At 65.3% G+C, this 15,534-nt stretch carries 13 protein-coding genes, 1 tRNA gene and 1 pseudogene; 11 read left to right on the plus strand and 4 right to left on the minus strand.

Annotation, left to right across the window (positions count from 1 at the left end; genetic code table 11):
• Positions 1-3 precede the first annotated feature (3 nt).
• Entirely contained in the window at positions 4-2,244 is a 2,241-nt protein-coding gene (locus AC1RT8_RS20695; protein WP_493077949.1) for a TonB-dependent receptor, read from the minus strand.
• Between the two features lie 262 nt (positions 2,245-2,506).
• On the opposite strand from AC1RT8_RS20695, the gene AC1RT8_RS20700 reads away from it, so the two are divergent.
• The 6 genes from AC1RT8_RS20700 (at position 2,507) to AC1RT8_RS20725 (ending at position 6,667) form a co-directional block, all read left to right on the plus strand.
• Positions 2,507-3,208 carry an alpha/beta fold hydrolase gene (locus AC1RT8_RS20700; RefSeq protein ID WP_493077951.1) on the plus strand — a complete coding sequence of 234 codons (702 nt, stop codon included), beginning with the start codon at positions 2,507-2,509 and terminating at the stop codon, positions 3,206-3,208.
• Positions 3,209-3,216: 8 nt separating this feature from the next.
• Positions 3,217-3,642 (plus strand): RidA family protein, encoded by a 426-nt coding sequence (locus AC1RT8_RS20705; RefSeq protein ID WP_493077953.1) that lies wholly within the window; start codon positions 3,217-3,219, stop codon positions 3,640-3,642.
• A gap of 30 nt (positions 3,643-3,672) precedes the next feature.
• Positions 3,673-4,083, plus strand: coding sequence for a RidA family protein (locus AC1RT8_RS20710; RefSeq protein WP_493077954.1), 411 nt, complete (start codon positions 3,673-3,675; stop codon positions 4,081-4,083).
• A 59-nt stretch (positions 4,084-4,142) separates the two neighbouring features.
• On the plus strand, positions 4,143-4,808 hold the full coding sequence (locus AC1RT8_RS20715; protein WP_493077955.1) for an RraA family protein: 666 nt from the start codon (positions 4,143-4,145) through the stop codon (positions 4,806-4,808).
• Positions 4,809-4,820: 12 nt separating this feature from the next.
• Complete coding sequence (gene gbd / locus AC1RT8_RS20720) at positions 4,821-5,957, plus strand: 4-hydroxybutyrate dehydrogenase (RefSeq protein WP_493077957.1); 1,137 nt, start codon at positions 4,821-4,823, stop codon at positions 5,955-5,957.
• 104 nt (positions 5,958-6,061) lie between these two features.
• Positions 6,062-6,667 carry a helix-turn-helix domain-containing protein gene (locus tag AC1RT8_RS20725; protein ID WP_493077959.1) on the plus strand — a complete coding sequence of 202 codons (606 nt, stop codon included), beginning with the start codon at positions 6,062-6,064 and terminating at the stop codon, positions 6,665-6,667.
• 62 nt (positions 6,668-6,729) lie between these two features.
• On the opposite strand, the gene AC1RT8_RS20730 is transcribed toward AC1RT8_RS20725, so the two are convergent.
• Together AC1RT8_RS20730 and AC1RT8_RS20735 are read right to left on the minus strand one after the other, a co-directional pair.
• Entirely contained in the window at positions 6,730-7,224 is a 495-nt protein-coding gene (locus AC1RT8_RS20730) for a hypothetical protein (RefSeq protein WP_493077961.1), read from the minus strand.
• A gap of 20 nt (positions 7,225-7,244) precedes the next feature.
• Positions 7,245-7,445 (minus strand): annotated as a pseudogene (locus AC1RT8_RS20735) (hypothetical protein); the annotation flags it as partial.
• Between the two features lie 215 nt (positions 7,446-7,660).
• On the opposite strand from AC1RT8_RS20735, the gene AC1RT8_RS20740 reads away from it, so the two are divergent.
• The 3 genes from AC1RT8_RS20740 (at position 7,661) to AC1RT8_RS20750 (ending at position 11,401) form a co-directional block, all read left to right on the plus strand.
• A complete protein-coding gene (locus AC1RT8_RS20740; protein ID WP_493077963.1) occupies positions 7,661-8,158 on the plus strand; it encodes a MarR family winged helix-turn-helix transcriptional regulator in 498 nt (165 codons plus the stop codon).
• Complete coding sequence (locus AC1RT8_RS20745; protein ID WP_493077965.1) at positions 8,155-10,476, plus strand: TonB-dependent receptor; 2,322 nt, start codon at positions 8,155-8,157, stop codon at positions 10,474-10,476. The genes AC1RT8_RS20740 and AC1RT8_RS20745 overlap by 4 nt, the downstream gene beginning before the upstream one ends.
• Positions 10,477-10,645: 169 nt before the next feature.
• Positions 10,646-11,401, plus strand: coding sequence for a FadR/GntR family transcriptional regulator (locus tag AC1RT8_RS20750; RefSeq protein ID WP_493077966.1), 756 nt, complete (start codon positions 10,646-10,648; stop codon positions 11,399-11,401).
• A gap of 286 nt (positions 11,402-11,687) precedes the next feature.
• Here the strand turns inward: AC1RT8_RS20750 and rtcR are convergent, their stop codons facing one another.
• On the minus strand, positions 11,688-13,280 hold the full coding sequence (rtcR, locus tag AC1RT8_RS20755) for an RNA repair transcriptional activator RtcR (protein ID WP_493077967.1): 1,593 nt from the start codon (positions 13,278-13,280) through the stop codon (positions 11,688-11,690).
• A gap of 268 nt (positions 13,281-13,548) precedes the next feature.
• Here rtcR and AC1RT8_RS20760 point away from each other — a divergent pair.
• Both AC1RT8_RS20760 and AC1RT8_RS20765 read left to right on the plus strand, forming a co-directional pair.
• Positions 13,549-13,625 (plus strand) — tRNA-Pro (locus tag AC1RT8_RS20760).
• Between the two features lie 71 nt (positions 13,626-13,696).
• Positions 13,697-15,184, plus strand: a complete 1,488-nt coding sequence (locus AC1RT8_RS20765; RefSeq protein ID WP_493077969.1) for a vWA domain-containing protein — start codon at positions 13,697-13,699, stop codon at positions 15,182-15,184.
• Positions 15,185-15,534 lie beyond the last annotated feature (350 nt).

Genomic DNA, 15,534 nt, shown 5'->3' on the forward strand with positions numbered 1-15,534 from the left:
GACTCAGAAGCGGACGGTCGCCTCGATGCCATAGGTTCGCGGCGCGCCTTCCCAGGCCAGCGCGAAGCCGAAGCTGTCGAGCAGCGAAATGCCGTACTGATAGTAGCGCGTGTCGGTCAGGTTCTTGCCGAACAGCGCGATCTCGTAGCTGTCGTTATGGCCGCGCAGCGCGATGCGGGCATTGAGCACGGCGTAGCCGGTCTGTGCGAGTTCGGGCGTGTTCGGGACGTCGGTAAAGGTCTTGCCCTTGTAGGCGAGGTCCAGCCCGGCGAACCCCTTGTGCCGATCGCCGATCGCAAAGGTGTAGTCGCCGCCGACGGTCGCGGAGAATACCGGCGTGTAGGGGAATTGGCGGCCCGAAAGATCGCCGAGGATCAGGTCCGAATACTGGTCGTATTTCGCCTTGGTATAGCCGAGGTTGGCGAAGAGCGTCGCGCCGTTCGAGCGGAAGTTCACTTCGGCTTCCGCCCCGTACAGCGTCGCCTTCGAGGCATTGCTGATGATCTGGGTGATCTCGCCCTGATATTCGGTCACCGTCGCGAGCTGGATGCCGTCATATTTCACATAGAAGCCGGCGAGGTTGAGCGTGAGGTGGCGGTTCAGCCACTGGGTCTTCAGGCCGACTTCGTAGGAGGTCGCCTCTTCCGGGCCGAACGAGCGTTGCTCGTTGAAGCCGCCGCTCTTGAACCCGGTCGAATAGGACGCATAGGCGAAGATATCCGGCGTCGCCTGATATTCGAGACCGATTTTCGGCGAGAAGCGGTTATATTTGAAGCGGCCGTCGATCGGCCCGTAATTGACGGTCCCGTCGGTGAGCTTGGTCGAGAAGGCCCTTGTGGTTCGCTCTTCATGGGTGAACCGACCGCCCGCGGAGATCGCCAGTTTGGGCGTGATCTTGAAGCTGGCATTCGCATAGCCGGCATAGCTGTTGGTGCCGAGATGCGCGAAATCGAATTCGGAGAGGTCGAGGCCGAGCGGCTGGAACGCCGGAACGAGCGTCGCATAGCCCGTGACGTCGATTCCCTCATGATAGTAGAACAGCCCGCCGATCCAGTTGAGGCGGCCGCCGAAGGATTCGCCAGCGAGCTGGAGTTCCTGGCTGAACTGGTTCTGGTCGATGATGTCGATCGCGTGCGCGATCGGCAGCGGGGTCGCGTCGATGTCGAGCACGGTGAGCGTATAGAGTGAGCGGTAGGCGGTGATCGACGTGAAGCTCAGATCGTCGTCGCCGATCCGCAGCCTGCTCGATACGCCGCCGGTGCGCTCCTTCGGCCGTACCGAGGGGAGCAGCGTGTCGGCCGAGATATCGAAATCGCCGGCGTAGAAGTCCTTCTTGTCGCGCATCACATAAGGGTTGATGTCCCCGATCAACGCGCCGACCAGGCCGCCGATATCCGTGTCGGCCGTCGCCACGATCCGGCCGGTATTGGCACGGCCATAGGATCGCGAAATGTCGCCCGAGACGAGCCAGTCGATCGAATCGTTCGGCACCCATCGCAGCATCAGGCGCCCCGAATAGCTGTTCTGGTCGTGCTCGCGCCGGCCGTTGAAGCTGTTCGACATATAGCCCGAATTGCGCGCGCGCTCACCCGACAGGCGAACGTAGAGCGTGTCGGTGAGCGGGAAATTGACCGCCCCGCGCGCGAGGAACTGGTCGTAATTGCCGACCCCGATGGTCGCCGTGGCCGATGGCTCGGCCACCGGAATCTTAGACGTGATCTTGACCGCGCCGCCGATCGTGTTCTTGCCGTAGAGCGTGCCCTGGGGACCGCGCAGGACTTCGATCGAACCGATATCGACGACGTTCATCAGGCCGCCGCTGATCCTGCCCAGATAGACGTCGTCGACATATTGCGCGACACCCGGCTCGAAGCTCGGATCATCGTCACCCTGGCCGATACCGCGGATGAAAATGAAAGCGGTGCTGCCGCTGTTGCGGCCCGACTGGATCTCGAGATTGGGCGCGAGCGCGGCCACGTCCTGGACGTTGCGCACCGTCCTGTCCTGGAGACCCTGCTCCGAGATCGCCGTTACCGCGACGGGGGTTCGTTGCAGCGGCTCGGCCCGGCGCCGCGCGGTGACGACGATGTCGCCCTGCGCAGGGGCCGCTGATTCGCCCGTCGACGTGCCCGCCGGTGTGGATGCCGGTGCCTCCACCGTCTGCGCATATGCGTGACCCGAGCCGAGCGCGGTACCGGCCGCGATCAGTCCCAATGTGATGGCGCGCCGCTTTCGTATCTTCATTGCCTTCCCCCCAAAAAATGCCGGAGGTGCCGCTTTCTGTTTTTCGGCACCGCGTCCGGCGGGTTACGTCCTCCGCTGATTCGGACAACACGTTGCCCGAATTGCGACGCTGACATGTGCGGAGCGATTGTCAAGTCGGATTGAATGCCTTTCCAGCCAACAAAACGCGGAAAATGAGCATAGACATCCTGTTGCCTATTGGACTAGGGTGACGGCGCGCCGGATATTCCCAAGAGCGGAATGCGCGCCGGGAGGGCCGATATTGTCTCAGGATCTCGCAATCTTCGTGCATGGCTCGTGGATGGGCGCCTGGTGCTGGACGCCGGTGATCGCGCGGCTCGAGCCGGTGGGGGTCACCTGCATCGCGCCGACGCTTGCCGGCCTCGATGATGGTCCACCCAGGCCGGAAGCCGGCCTCTCGGCACATGTCGCGCAGGTCGTCGCCGAGATCGACGCAGCGGCGCCGGAGGCGTCGATCTCGCTCATCGGCCATAGCTATGGCTCGCTGGTGATTGCCGGTGCCGCGGCGGAACGACCGGATCGCATCCGCGCCGTCATCATCGTCGACGGCGTGATGGCCGAGGCGGGCAAATCCCTGCTCGACCAGGTGCCCGAGATCCGCGAGGATCTGCTGGCGCTGGTCGATCCCGATGCGCCCGATTTCCTGCGCCCGCCCCCGCCCGATTTCCTCGGCCTTGCCCCCGAGCTGATCGAGAGCGGCGGGGCGGTATTGCGGCCGATGCCGCTCAAGAGCCACAGCGAGCCGTCGCTCCACAGCGCGGCGGCGCTTGGCGGCCCCTGCTATTTTGTCGGATTCGACCTCTTCCCCCTGAGCGGCGCGCAATCGGCCAAGGCGGCCGCGGCGGGATGGCAGAGCAGGATCCATCCGGGGGGGCATATGTCGATCATGTCGCAGGCCGACCTCGTCGCCGGGCTGCTCCTGCCCGCGATCCGCCAATCATGACCGCGGCCATGCCCGACGGGGGAGCCGCCGTGACGAGCTTCAATCCCCCGACCATGCCCGCGCCCGCCAGCGACATCTATGCGCAGATCTCGATCGCGCCGGCCGGCCGCATCGCCTTCATCGCGGGCCAGGTGGCGATCGGGCTTGACGGACAGCTCGTCGGCTCCGGCGATTATCATGCCCAGGCGGTGCAGTGCTTCCGCAACCTCGCCGCCGCGCTCGACGCCCTGGAGACGGCGCCGTCGCAGATGGTGCGCATGACGATCCATGTCGTGAACCATTCGGCCGAGACCCGGCCGCTCATCTTCTCCGCCGGGCGGGAGGTGTTCGGCGAGGACTGGCCGGTCTGCGCAAGCATGCTGCTCGGCGTGCAGGCGCTCGGCCGGCCCGAATGGCTGGTCGAAATCGACGGGTTCGTCGCCCTGCCCGCCTGAACGGGATCCTGTCGCAAACAAGGAAACATCATGGTCACGAAGCTCAATCCCCCCGAACTCTGCCCGCCGATCGCCAATGTCTATGCGCAGATCACGATCGTGCCGAGCGGGCGCCTCGCCTTCGTCGCAGGCCAGGTCGCGGTCGACGCGCAGGGCCGGCTGGTCGCTCCGGGCGACCATGCCGGACAGGCGCGCCAATGCTTCCGCAACATCGCAGGGGCGCTCAAGGCGCTTGGCGCGGCGCCGGCCGACATCGCCAAGATGACGCTCAACGTCGTCGATCACCGCGACGATCTCGTCGAGCCGATCTTCGCCGCGGGCCGCGAGGTATTCGGCGATGAGTGGCCGCTATGCGCGAGCATCCTGCTCGGCGTGCAGCGCCTCGGCCATTCCGACTGGCTGATCGAAGTCGACGTGATCGTCGCGCTTCCCGCAGAATAATCCCGGCGCCTGCTGACGCTCCCACCATCCCCGCATTTATCCAACCAGTAAGGACAATCATGGCTACCATTCTCGGCCCGCACCACGACATCCGGCTTTCCGCGCAGGCGCTCGATGCCTGGCGAGGCATCGACACCACCATCCTGTCCGACGTCACCGGCGGCACCTTCATCTGCGACCCGGAGATTCGACCGATCCGGCAGGGTTCGCGGCTTTGCGGCCAGGCGCTCACCGTGCGGTGCGATCCAGGCGATTCGGCCGCGGTGATCCACGCGCTCGAGAGTGCCCGGCCCGGCGACGTGGTCGTCGTCGCGGCGAGCGCCACGCCGCAATATGCCGCAATGGGCGATCTGTTCGCCGCCACCGGCAGGGCGGGAGGCGTCGCGGGCGTGCTGATCGACGGCGCCGTCCGCGACGTCCGGACCTTGCGCGACTGGGACGATTTCCCGGTCTGGGCCCGGCACAATGTCGCGCGCGCCTCACCAGGCAAGTCGGGCGGCGAGACCAATTGCCCGATCGCCTTTGGCGGGCAGCCGGTTCGCCCGGGCGATCTCATTCTTGCTGATGACGACGGCATTGCCGTGATCCCGCTCGAACGGGCGGAAGCCTTGCTCCCCGTCGCGAGCGAGCGCGCGCGCTTCGAGGCGCGATCAGCCGAAGCGATTGCAACCGGCGAGAAAGCGAGCAAGCTGTTCGGCCTCGCCGCGCCGGAATATGCGGGCTGAGCGGCGGTTGTCATGTCGATCATTCAGTATCTGACGCAGATCCGTCTGGCCGAGGGTGCCATTCTGGAAATTCCTGGCGAATGCCGGCGTCTCGGTATCATCCGGCCGCTACTCGTCACCGACAAGGGAGTACGGCAGGCCGGCTTGCTCGACCGGGTGTCGGCGACGCTCGACGGCCTGGCCTGGCACGTGTTCGACGAAACGCCGGCCAACCCGACCGAACGAGCTGTACGCAGCGCCGAGCAGCGGTGTCGCGAGGGCAGGTGCGACGGCGTGATCGCGATAGGCGGCGGATCGTCCATCGACCTCGCCAAGGCCGTCGCGCTTGCCGTTACCCATAAGGGGCCGCTTGCCCGGTTCGCACTGGTCGAAGGGGGTGTCGCGCACATCACCGCGGCCGTGCTCCCGGTGATCGCGGTGCCCACCACGGCGGGTACCGGGAGCGAGGTCGGGCGTGCCAGCGTCATCATTGTCGACGATGGCCGCAAGCTTGGCCTGGTGTCGCCGCACCTGATCCCGGCCTCCGCGATCTGCGATCCCGAACTCACGCTCGGCTTGCCGCCGGGGCTGACCGCCGCCACGGGCATGGACGCGATTGCGCATTGTATCGAGACCTTCCTGTCGCCCCTGTTCAACCCGCCGGCGGAAGGTATCGCGCTCGATGGCCTCAGGCGCGGCTGGTGCCATATCTCTGCTGCGGTTGCGCGGCCCGACGATCGTGTTGCCCGGCTCAACATGATGTCAGCCTCGCTCCAGGGCGCGCTCGCCTTCCAGAAAGGGCTGGGCAGCGTACATAGTCTGAGCCACGCCCTCGGCGCGGCCTATCCGGGGCTGCACCACGGCACATTGAACGCGGTCCTCCTGCCCGCCGTCCTCGATTTCAACCGCACGGCACCTTCAGTCGAACAGGACCGGAAGTACGAACGGCTGGCCGAGGCGATGGGACTGGGCGAAGCCGGCGACGTTGCCGAGGCGGTGGCGCTCCGCGTCGGCGAGCTTGGCGTGCCGGGCAGGCTGTCGGTACTGGGCGTCGAGCGGACCCGGTTCGGAGCGATTGTCGAAGCGGCGCTCAAGGACCATTGCCACGCCACGAACCCCCGGCCGGCCGATCGCGAGGATTATCACCGGATCCTCGAGGCAAGCTTCTGAACGGGACAGCAAGCGGTTGCAGCTGCAGTGCGGTCCGATTGGCCTTTCCATCGCGAGGCATCCGATTGTACAGAACCATGGCATGACGCAGCTGGGGCAACTGAATGGCAGATAAGGCATCACGGCAAAACCCGGGTGACGGCCCTGAGGCTGGTGCCCCGGCCGCCAGCATGGTGGGCAATGGCATCCTCACCGTGCGGCGGCGCAAGGGATTGACGCTGGCCGAACTGGCGGAGCGCACCGGACTCGACAAGGGCTATCTGTCGCGCGTCGAACGCGGCCAGAAATCGCCCTCGATCGCCGCCCTGCTGAAGATCTCTCACGCGCTCGACGTCCAGGTCGGGCATTTATTCGGTGAGCGGACCTCGGACGACGCGGTACGGGTCGTACGACGCGACCAGCAGACGCGGATCGCGGGTGACGAGTCCGATCCCATCATCAACATCATCCTGCCCGCCACCGAACACCGCCGGGTCAATGCCTTCATCGTCGAGGTAAGCGCGTCACCGCGCGACAAGGGTGCCGATCACGCGGGAGACGAGTTCATCCATGTACTGAAGGGTGAGATCCTGATCCGCTTCCCGGACCGCGTGATCGAACTCAAGGTCGGCGACAGTGCCTATTTCGATGGCCACCTCCGCCATCAGATGATCCGCCAGGGCGAAGGCAGCGCCGAGGTTCTTGTCGTGGTAGCCCAGGACCTGCCCTGACTGAGGGCCACCGACCCGGCGCCGCGCGAGGCCGGATATCATGTGAGGCAGGTCAGCGACACCTATGTCCGATAGTCGGGCACGAGCGCGGCATCCGGCGGCACGGTGCGATCTGCGACGCGGTTGTGCACGCCACCGAGAAAAGCGGCATTGGGGGGAAGCGCGCCGCGGATCGTCAAGCGCCCGGTACCGTCACGCCAGGCGTTGAACGCCGCGAGTTCGTCGCCGTTGCGCAGCGCGACATTGTGCCAGGCATCGATCCATGGGCAATCGAGTTCGAATTCGCCATGATCGCCCGGCAGCACCGCGGCGCGCGCCTGTACCCTGCCCGCCGCTATGGTCATCACGAAGCCCGGCTCGCCCTCGTCAGGCACCGCGACCCCCGGCGGCGGATCGAAGAAACGTTCGACGACGCTGAGCGTGACCGAAGCGCCGTCCGGCACGGCCGCGAGCGCGGCTTCGGTCTCGGCAATGGCCATCGCCATCCAGCCGGGCGAGAGAAATTCGAATCGCTCGTCCGTTCCAGGAAGCGGGCTGTCGTTCGTCGAATGGACCATGATACCGCCCCTGCTTCGCACTACACGCATCTAGACAACTTGGTGTCTTGAATGCAACTCGTATCAATTAGTCGCGCAGCGACGGTTTTGATGGTGATCCAGCGCAGCTCGGTGACGCTGTCGATGCCGGCCTTGCCACCGAAGCGGCAATAGCCGGAGATCTTGGTGTCGCCGAACGGCATCTGCGCCTCGTCGTGCACGGTTGGGCCGTTGACGTGGCAGTGATGCCGCATTGGTCTCCCCGCCCCGCGCTCTGGCCCAGTGGAGGCCCGGCACCGCCGGTCCCACGGCCACCGCCATTCCTGCCGATTTCACCTCGAAGAGAATCTCCGGAAACAGCCTCGCCTCCAAAGGGTCTTGCATTAATTGTATGGCAAGCATACTGTAATGTCATAAATCAAATTGCGGAGTCGAGCCGCAAGCGAGGGAGAGAGACATGACGGAGCGTAGCGACGTCGATTTCGGCGTCATCGCAGAACGACTTGGCTATCAACTGCGCAGGCTCGACATGCTGGCCATGAGCCGTCTGTTCGAGGCGCTCTCGCAAATCGGCGTAACCCCCGGACGCGCCACTGCGCTCGTCTTCATCGCCCTGCACGAAGGCTGCGACCAGAATGCGCTGGGCCGCGCGCTGGACATCAACCGCGCAAGCACCATGGCCGCGGTGAACGCCCTGGTTGCGCTCGGCGCGGTCGAACGCCGCGCGGGCCGGGATCGCCGAAGCAATGCCCTGCACCTCACCGAAGCCGGGCACCGCCTGCGCGAGGAGGTCGAGCAGATAACGGCAGACCATGATGCGGAATTCTTCGGCGTCCTGAGCGCCGAGGAACGCGCGACGCTCGACCGCCTCGTTCGCAAGGCGCGCGCGCTCAACGCTCCGGACGAGCGACGCGTGGATACATCGACCCGGGCAATCCTGAGGAGAATAAAATGAGGGGAATCTACCTGTCGGGCCTGCTGTCAGGCATTGCGGCGACAGCCATAACGGGGCCGCCCGCTCAGGCGCAGGTGACGAGCGCGTCACCGGCACCGGAGGCACAAGCGACGGACACCGCCGCTCCCGCGGAGCAGGACGTGCCCGGCAACGATATCCTGGTGACCGCCCGGCGCACCTCCGAACGGCTCCAGGACGTACCCGTCGCGGTGACCGCATTCGGCGGCGCGGCATTGGCCAGCCGGAACGTCGATACGTTGGACCAGATCGCGAAATATACGCCGAATATCCGTTTCGACGGCGCGGCGGCGCTATCTGGCGGCAACTATAACGCCACCGTGTTCATCCGCGGCGTCGGGCAGAACGACTTCGCGATCTTCTCCGATCCCGGCGTCGGTTTCTATGTCGATGACGTCTATTATGCGCGGTCGATCGGCGGCGTGATGGACGCGGTCGACATCGACAACGTGCAGGTGCTGCGCGGGCCGCAAGGCACGCTGTTCGGCAAGAACACGATCGGTGGCGCGGTGCTGATCAACACCGCGCAACCCGACCTGAACGAGACGAGCGGCAGGATCGAAGCGACCTATGGCAGCTTCGACCGGATCGACGTGAAGGGGGCGATCAACATTCCGATCGTGTCCGACGTCGCGGCGCTGCGCATTTCAGGCGCGACGCTCAACCGCGACGGCTATGTGAAACGGCTGTTGGACGGCGACACCCAGGGCGACCGGTCGGCACAGATGATCCGCGCCAAGTTGCGTATTCAACCGAGCGACGCCCTGACGATCGACATCGGCGGCGATTATACGCGGGCTCGCGAAACCTCCGCACCGTCGGACCTGCTCGCGGTCGGCAACGCACCGGGCGTGGCCGGAATCCCGTTCCTGGTGAACTACAACACCTATGTCGCCCCGACCCGCGGCATCGTCGCGCCGAACGGCCAGCCGACGCTCAACCCGAGCTTCATCACCGCCAGCCCGTTCGAGACCTGGGCCGGCGGACCGAACGACAACGACCTGGACCTGTGGGGCGTGCAAGCCACCATCGCCTATGATGTCGGATCGGCGACGCTGAAGTCGATCACCGCCTATCGCGACATGCGGGCCTATTTCACGCGCGACGGCGACAATTCGCCCTTCGTCTTCCGCCAGACCACCAACCGCGACAAGCAATGGCAGTTCAGCCAGGAAGTGCAGTTGACCGGCAAGGCGCTGAACGACCGGCTGAGCTATGTCCTGGGCGGCTATTATTTCAAGGAGAAGGCATCGGACATCGCCACCGCCGATCTGGCGATCGGCCTGGCGGCACCCCTCGCCCCTCCACCCTTTACCCCCGCGGTGTTCATCCAGAATTATACCGACAACCGCAGCTATGCCGCTTACGGCCAGATCGATGTCGAGATCGTGCCGCGGCTGAGCATCACGCTTGGCGGGCGATACACCAGCGACAAGAAGGTCTTCACGTCGATCAACACGCGCCAGCGCGACAATGTGCAGTTCGTCAACGTGACCAAGCAGGTGACGTTCGAGAAGTTCACCCCGCGGCTGGGCCTGAACTTCAAGGCAAGCGCCGACCTGTTGCTCTACGCATCCTTCTCGCGCGGGTTCAAGCAGGGCGGGTTCAACGGCCGGCCGCTCGCCAATGCCGGCGAAGTGACGCAATATGCGCCCGAGACGCTCGACACTTATGAGGCCGGCATCAAGGCCCAGTGGCTGGACGGCACCCTGACCACCAACCTTGCGGCGTTCCATTCGATCTACAACGACATCCAGCTGACGGTGAACCAGACGCCGACCAATTTCGTCGCCAACGCCGCCAAGGGCAAGATCGACGGCTTCGAGTTCGAAACCGTGATGCGGCCCGCACGCTGGCTGACCTTCAACGCGGCCCTGGGGTATCTCGATGCGCGGTACACCGCGGTCGGGCAGGGCCTTGGCCCGACTCAGATCCTGCCGATCACGCTGGCCAGCCATTTCGTGAAGGCGCCGGAATGGACGGTCACGACGGGCGTGGAGGTGAGCCACGAATTCGGCGACGGCGGCAAGATGGCGCTCCGAACCGATTTGAGCATGTACAGCCGAATCTATCACGATGTGGCCAATTCGCCGCTCGCGACCGATGACGGCTATGCGCTGCTCAATGCCAGACTCAGCTATACCTTGCCTGGCCAGGCGGTGCAGCTTTCCGTGTTCGGCACGAACCTGACCAATGCGCTGTACCTCGTGTCCGGCAACGTCTCGGGCGCGTTCGGGCTGGCCGAGGCGAGCTATGGCCGGCCGCGCGAATGGGGCGTCTCAGCGAGCTACCGCTTTTGACCGACATCGCGGCGGTCGGGCATCAGGCGTGGCACCCGACCGCTGCGATACCCGGATAGCATTCTTCCCGGCATCGACGGCGCCGTGATCAGCGGATAACGTCCCGTCAGGCGATCGCGGACCAACCGCGACGCCGGCGCGATGACACCGCCGATGCGAAAGGGAGCGATTGGCAGGGGAAAACATTCCGGACCGTCCGGGCGAACCGGACCATGGCAGACGCAATCTCACCGGCAGGATAGTCCATGATCTCGGGCGTGCCATCGTGACCGAGCAATATTCGCGGGGATCACCCTTTCCGGTCGAAGCCGAACTCTGCCAGCGCTTCGGGGCGAGCCGGCCGGTGGTGCGCGAGGCAGTGAAGATGCTGACCGCCAAGGGGCTGCTCATCGCCCGGCAGCGCAAGGGCACTTTGGTCCAGCCCGAGGCGCGGTGGAACCTGCTTGACCCCGATATCCTCAAATGGATGCTCGAGCGGGATTTCTCGATCGACCTGCTGATCGACTTCACCGAGATCCGCCTCGCGATCGAACCGCGCGCCGCGGCCCGCGCCGCCGAGGGGGCGACCGGGCCGCAGCGGCGGGCGATCGTCCACGCGATCGAGCGGATGTTCGCGGCCGAGCGCGGCGAGGAGGATTCGCTCGCAGCGGACATCGCCTTTCACAGCGCGGTGCTCGAGGCGAGCAACAACCGCTTCATGCGCCAGTTCACCGATCTGTCCGAGACCGCGCTGCGCTTCAGCATCCGCCAGACCAATGCCTATAAGGGCGTGACCCGTGCGAGCGCGATGGAGCACAAGGTGATCGCCGATGCGATCGTCGAGGGCGATCCCGGGCGCGCGGCGCGGCAGATGCGCGGCCTGATCCAGGCCGCGCTCGACCTGTTGCTCAAGGCGGCGGGACACCGGCCGTTTCCGGAGGTTTAGAGCGCACGGCCCTGGCGCTGCTGTCCCGACAACAAGAACGAGCGAGCCGATATCCGTCCGGCGAGGGAAGGCATGCCAGATCCCGTGCCTTGATTGAATCGGGCTGTGGGGACGAGCGGTTGCGGTGTGGGGACGAGCGGCGGGAGATATGGGACACCAGTTTGTCCCATATCTCCCGCTGCCGCCTCGACGAGAGTTTGTAATAATATTGTTATAGATTAGCTACTTAGTTGGAACTAATCCTGACCTGCGCCGGGCGCCTGACTCGCAGAGTCGGGCTGCAGCCTTAACCGCCGACCTGGGTCCAATCGAGCCCGAAGCGCGCGAGATATTTGCGCAGGCGGTCCGCATCATTCGACGAGGTCCGCCGCGTGCGCGACGCGGCGAACAGGGCGCGGCCGGCCTCGGACAGCGAGCGGCTGCGGCGGCAGGTCGCGATGACATGCGTCAGCTGCACCCGGTCGAACGGGTCGAGGTCAGCCAGCGCGGCGGCGTCGAGCAAGCGGTCGAGCCCGTCATCGCCCTCGGCGCTCTCCGAGGCCCATAGCCGCATCAGCCGCGCGATCTCGCTTTCCACGCACTCACCGTCGATCCGGCCCTTGGGCGAGAAGGTCGCCATGCGCGTGACGCTCGCCGCGAGGTCGCGGAAATTGCCGGCCCAGATCGCGTCCGGCCCGGTCGCGAACGTCAGATAGCGGTCGCGCGCTTCCTTGTTGAAGGTCACGCGGGTGCCCTCGCGTTCGGCGAAGCGGTCGAGTTCGTAATCGAGATTGGGTTCGATATCCTCGCGGCGCTCGGCAAGGCCGGGCAGCGCGAAGGTCCAGAGGTTGAGGCGCGCATAGAGATCGTCGCGGAACCGCCCTTCCGCCACGGCGCGGCCCAGATCGCGGTTGGTGCCGGCGAGGAGCTGGAAATCGGACGAGGATTCCTTGTCCGCGCCGACGGGCAGGAATCTTTTGTCCTCGATCGCGCGCAGGATCATCGCCTGCTCGTCCAGGCCAAGCTCGCCGATCTCGTCGAGGAACAGCATGCCGGTATCGGCGGTGCGCAGCAGGCCGGGGCGGTCGGCGGCGGCACCGGTGAAGGCACCCTTGCGGTGCCCGAATAGCGCCGACATCGCACTATCGCCTTTCAGGGTCGCGCAGTTCACCTCGACGAAGGGGCCCTGCACCTGGTGCTTGAGCTTTTTCAACTCATAGATGCGCCGGGCGAGCTGGCTCTTGCCGGCGCCGGTCGGACCGATCAGCAGCACCGGCGCGCGGCTGCGCACCGCGACCTGCTCGATCTCGTCGATCAGGCGGTTGAAGGCGACGTTCTTCGTATCGATGCCCGATTTGAGGAAGGAGGTGCTCTCGGCGCTGTCGACGGCGAAACGGGTGGCGATGCTGTCATAGCGGGATAGATCGAGGTCGATGATGTTCCAGGTGCCGGGGGCGCCGGTCGGCATGCCGCGCTGGGGCTGGGTCTGGAGGAGGCGGCCGGGGATATAGTGCGCCTCGGTCAGCAGGAAGAGGCAGATCTGCGCCACGTGCGTGCCGGTGGTGATGTGGACGAGATAGTCTTCCGCATCGGGATCGAAGGGATAGCCGCGCATGAAATCGAGCAGCTTGCCGTAGACTTCCTCGAAATCCCAAGGATCGTTGAGGTCGAGCACACGCTTGTCGACGGTGGTTTCGGGCGAGACGCTGGCGATGTCCTCGGCGATATAGTCGGCGAGGCGTCTATGGGCGCTGCCGTGGAGCATCACGAAGCGATCGACGCGCAGGTCCTCGTGCATAGTCAGCCCGACCGAGGGCCGCCACTTGCTCCAGCGCGACGGGCCGAACTTGCTCGCGTCGAGGGTCGAGCCGAGGAAGCCGATAACGGTGAGCGGTTTCATTACGATACGGTAGGATAAACCCTTATCCATGTCGATATCATTTGCGGAAGCGCGTTACGGGCGTCGCGCATCGCGGAGCCGCATGCGCTCGATATATTTTACGAAATATCATGTACTTATGATTTTATCGCTGCTGCCCCATCAGACTGGCACGCGCTCTGCAATATCCAACATGTCCAGCCGGTTCGTCGAACATCCGGCAGGGCAGCGCGGTGAGGGGCGGTCGGAATGGGCCGACCGCCCCGGATCGCACAGAGAGATTGCGTATCAGGGCGTAGCTCAGGCGCGCAGAGCACCGGTCTTGGGCACCGGGGGTCGTTGGTTCAAATCCAGCCGCCCTGACCAGAAGGATTGAGACGATGGCAAACAAGGGACTTTTCGCATCCGCGATCGCAAGGCTGCTTCCGGCACCGGATATGGTGAACCGCGAAGGCGCGCCTGCCTATGCCCTTGGGGCCGAGGCGAAGCTCGCCCAGCTTGCCGCGACCGGAACGCTCAACGACAGCTTCTATGCGAGTGCTGAAACGCATCTCGCAGACGCAATCGCCGCGGCCAAGGCTGCCGATCCGATGTTCGTCGCCCGGTGCGCGGTCTATGCCCGCAAGGCCGGCGCGATGAAGGATATGCCTGCCCTGCTCACCGCCTATCTGACGGTGGCCGAGCCCGACCTTGCCGTGCGTGTCTTCGGGCGCGTGATCGACAATGGGCGGATGCTCCGGACCTTCGTTCAGATCATGCGGTCGGGGCAGGTCGGGCGGACGTCGCTCGGGACTCGGCCGAAGCGGCTCGTCAAGCAGTGGCTTGAGCATGCCTCGATGCGCGACCTGATGGCCGCCGCGACGGGGAATGATCCGTCGCTCGCCGATATCGTCCGGATGGTTCACCCGAACCCGAAGGACGAGAGCCGGCGCGCCTTTTACGGGTGGCTGATCGGCAAGCCCTATGATGTCGCGGCACTCCCGGTGGAGATCGAGGTGTTCGAGGCCTGGAAACGGGATCCTTCGGGCACGCTTCCGCCGGTGCCGTTCCAGTGGCTTACCGCTCTTCCGCTGACCGCGGAGCAGTGGGGAGAGCTGGCCGGCACGATGGGCTGGCAGGCGCTGCGGATGAACCTCAACACGCTGGCGCGCAACGGCGCGTTCGCGGTGAAGGGGGTCGCCGAAGCGGTTGCCATCCGGCTGTCCGACAAGGACGCGATCTCGAAGGCACGGGTCCTGCCCTATCAGTTGATGGTGGCATTGGAGTCGGCCGGAGAGGGCGTGCCGTTGAAGGTGCAGGCGGCGCTCGAGGATGCGCTCGAGGCTTCGGTCTCGAACGTGCCGAAGGTTTCCGGGCGAGTGGTGGTCTGCCCCGACGTGTCGGGGTCGATGGCCTCGCCGGCGACTGGCTACCGCAAGGGCGCCACGTCGAAGGTCTCGTGCAACGATGTCGCGGCCCTGGTCGCGGCGGCGGTGCTCCGGGCCAACCGGGAGGCGCGCGTGCTGCCGTTCGAGGTCGATGTCGTGCCGATCACGCTCGATCCGTTTGCCCGCCTTGCCGTGAACACGGCGAAGCTGGCGGCGATCGGCGGAGGCGGGACTGCGGTCTCGGCGCCGCTGGCGAAGCTCAATGCGGAGAAGGCGGCGGTCGATCTCGTCGTGATCGTTTCGGATAACGCTTCCTGGGTTGACGCCCGGGCCGGCGCGACCGCGACGATGCGCGAATGGGCGACGCTGAAGCGCCAGAACCGGGCTGCGAAGCTCGTCTGCGTGGACATCCAGGCGCATGGGTCCACCCAGGCTTCCGGGCGGGCGGATATTTTGAATGTTGGAGGCTTCTCCGACGCGGTGTTCGAGACGATTGCGCGGTTCGCTTCCGGCGATGCGCGGGATTGGGTGAGCATCGTCAACGAAACGGAGGTGTAAGAACAGGTCGTGGCGAATGCTGGCGGGACTACAGCGCCAATGAAGGTCCGACGAGTAAAGCGCCCGGAAGCCGGCAACGGCGGATGGGAGATGCGGGTTCGAATCCCGCCGCTGCAACGTAGCTTAAGGACCGCGTCTCGCCGATCCTCGTCGCCACGACCGCGACCTATCAACCGTCATGCCGGATTTGTTCCGGCATCCACCGGATCACAAGAACCTCAGCCGAGGCAAGTGCGGCACGGTGGACCCCGGAACAAGTCCGGGGTGACGGGGTGGGTGTGAGAGCGCCCGACAAGAACATCACGGCGAATGCCGGTCGGACTACATGTGTCGCGGGTTCGAGTCCCGCC

The organism is Sphingomonas sp. GW821-FHT10F11 (assembly GCF_058809095.1).

Bases quoted from the DNA above. Each gene is read 5' to 3' on its own strand.
- AC1RT8_RS20710 (WP_493077954.1), top strand. From the start codon at position 3,673: ATGGTCACGAAGCTCAATCCCCCCGAACTCTGCCCGCCGATCGCCAAT.
- AC1RT8_RS20705 (WP_493077953.1), top strand. From the start codon at position 3,217: ATGCCCGACGGGGGAGCCGCCGTGACGAGCTTCAATCCCCCGACCATG.
- AC1RT8_RS20695 (WP_493077949.1), bottom strand. From the start codon at position 2,244: ATGAAGATACGAAAGCGGCGCGCCATCACATTGGGACTGATCGCGGCC.
- AC1RT8_RS20725 (WP_493077959.1), top strand. From the start codon at position 6,062: ATGGCAGATAAGGCATCACGGCAAAACCCGGGTGACGGCCCTGAGGCT.
- AC1RT8_RS20765 (WP_493077969.1), top strand. From the start codon at position 13,697: ATGGTGAACCGCGAAGGCGCGCCTGCCTATGCCCTTGGGGCCGAGGCG.
- AC1RT8_RS20745 (WP_493077965.1), top strand. From the start codon at position 8,155: ATGAGGGGAATCTACCTGTCGGGCCTGCTGTCAGGCATTGCGGCGACA.
- AC1RT8_RS20715 (WP_493077955.1), top strand. From the start codon at position 4,143: ATGGCTACCATTCTCGGCCCGCACCACGACATCCGGCTTTCCGCGCAG.
- AC1RT8_RS20730 (WP_493077961.1), bottom strand. From the start codon at position 7,224: ATGGTCCATTCGACGAACGACAGCCCGCTTCCTGGAACGGACGAGCGA.
- gbd (WP_493077957.1), top strand. From the start codon at position 4,821: ATGTCGATCATTCAGTATCTGACGCAGATCCGTCTGGCCGAGGGTGCC.
- AC1RT8_RS20740 (WP_493077963.1), top strand. From the start codon at position 7,661: ATGACGGAGCGTAGCGACGTCGATTTCGGCGTCATCGCAGAACGACTT.
- rtcR (WP_493077967.1), bottom strand. From the start codon at position 13,280: ATGAAACCGCTCACCGTTATCGGCTTCCTCGGCTCGACCCTCGACGCG.